At 41.3% G+C, this 1,803-nt stretch carries 3 protein-coding genes; all 3 read left to right on the plus strand.

Features of this window, described 5'->3' with window-relative positions; all coding sequences use genetic code 11:
- On the plus strand, nucleotides 1–276 hold a 276-nt coding region (locus NBA72_RS24070), incomplete at its 5' end, for an NUDIX domain-containing protein (RefSeq protein ID WP_347176066.1).
- A complete protein-coding gene (locus NBA72_RS24075) occupies nucleotides 269–1,717 on the plus strand; it encodes a mannose-1-phosphate guanylyltransferase/mannose-6-phosphate isomerase (RefSeq protein WP_023194590.1) in 1,449 nt (482 codons plus the stop codon). The genes NBA72_RS24070 and NBA72_RS24075, both read left to right, overlap by 8 nt.
- Nucleotides 1,718–1,720: 3 nt before the next feature.
- Nucleotides 1,721–1,803: hypothetical protein (locus NBA72_RS24080; RefSeq protein WP_233152473.1), on the plus strand; the 83-nt coding region annotated here is incomplete at its 3' end.

The raw sequence follows: 1,803 nt of genomic DNA on the forward strand, positions 1-1,803 counted from the left end.
CTGGCGGCAGGGACGTTTTATGGCGTCTGGCAGCACTTCTATGACGACAACTTTTCCGGTGAGGATTTTTCAACTCATTACATCGTGCTCGGCTTTCGTCTGCGCGTGGCGGAGAGCGATTTACGCCTGCCTGACACCCAGCATGGCAGTTACCGCTGGCTGACGCCGGAACAGCTTCTGGCAGGCGAGAACGTCCACGAGAATAGTCGAGCTTATTTTCAAAATGAACCCCATTCTGTCATTGGTTTAGACAAAAAGGACGTCAAGTATGTCTGATGTACCCTTAATTGCTGTTGTAATGGCTGGTGGTACAGGGAGCCGTCTTTGGCCTCTATCTCGAGAACTTTACCCAAAACAATTTTTACAACTTTCTGGAAAAAATTCCTTATTACAGACAACCCTGCTTCGGTTGTCGGCACTTGCATGTAATGAACCATTGGTTATAACAAACGAGCAGCACCGTTTTATTGTTGCGGAGCAGTTACGGCAAATAGATCAACTACATAATAATATCATTCTTGAACCGTATGGGAGAAATACAGCTCCAGCGATTGCTCTTGCTGCATTATCAGCGCTTAGACGTAAGGAGCAGGAGGATCCTTTACTTTTAGTTCTTGCAGCCGATCATATTATCGCTAAAGAAGAAGTTTTCTGTAATGCCGTTAAGAAAGCAGTCCCCATTGCCGAAAACGGCAATATTGTTACATTTGGTATCATACCTGAATATGCTGAGACTGGTTATGGCTATATAGAGCGTGGTGTGCCTTTCTCTGTAAATGCAAATTCAACTGAAACAGATTTTTATCATGTGAAAAAATTTGTTGAAAAGCCGGATAGATTAAAAGCAGAGAAATATATTTCAACAGGGGATTATTTCTGGAATAGCGGCATATTTATGTTTAAAGCCACTGTTTATCTGAATGAGTTAAAAAAATTCAGACCAGATATTTATAGCGTTTGTGAGCAGGTGCTTTCTTCTTCATATCGCGATCTTGATTTTATTCGCCTTCCAGAAACTTTATTTAAAGATTGTCCTGCAGAATCTATTGATTTTGCTGTTATGGAAAAAACGGAGCGTTGCATTGTCTGCCCGATTGATATTGGTTGGAGTGATGTTGGTTCTTGGCAGTCTTTATGGGATATCAGCGAAAAAACAGATGAGGGAGATGTTTGTAAGGGCGACATTCTGACATACAACACTAAAAATAACTACATATACTCAGAGTCAGCATTGGTTGCTGCTGTAGGTGTTGAAGATATTGTTATTGTACAAACAAAAGATGCCATACTTGTTTCTAAAAAATCTGATGTCCAGGATGTAAAAAAGATCGTTGAGATGCTAAAGGCTCAAGAGCGTACAGAGTATATTGTCCATCGTGAGGTTTTTCGTCCATGGGGTAAATTCGACTCAATAGATCAGGGTGAGCGATATAAAGTTAAGAAGATCATTGTCAAACCAGGAGAAGGGCTTTCCTTGCGTATGCATCATCATCGTTCAGAACACTGGATTGTACTTTCTGGTACGGCTAAAGTCACCCTGGATGATAAAACGATGCTAGTGACTGCCAATGAGTCGATTTATATTCCATTGGGTGCAACGTATAGTCTGGAGAATCCAGGTGTTATTCCTCTTAATCTTATAGAAGTCAGTTCAGGAGATTATTTGGGAGAAGATGATATTGTTCGGCAGAAAGAACGTTACAAAAAAGATAATTGAATCATGAATAAATTAACCTGTTTCAAGGCCTACGACATTCGCGGCAGGCTGGGCGAAGAGCTCAATGAAGATATCGCGTGGCGGAT

Origin of the sequence: Salmonella sp. NW1250, from assembly GCF_051812965.1 — a bacterium.
GTDB classification, from domain to species: Bacteria; Pseudomonadota; Gammaproteobacteria; order Enterobacterales; family Enterobacteriaceae; genus Salmonella; species Salmonella enterica.

What these genes read in the sequence shown, in the direction of transcription:
- NBA72_RS24075 (WP_023194590.1), top strand. Translation starts at nt 269, where the DNA reads ATGTCTGATGTACCCTTAATTGCTGTTGTAATGGCTGGTGGTACAGGG.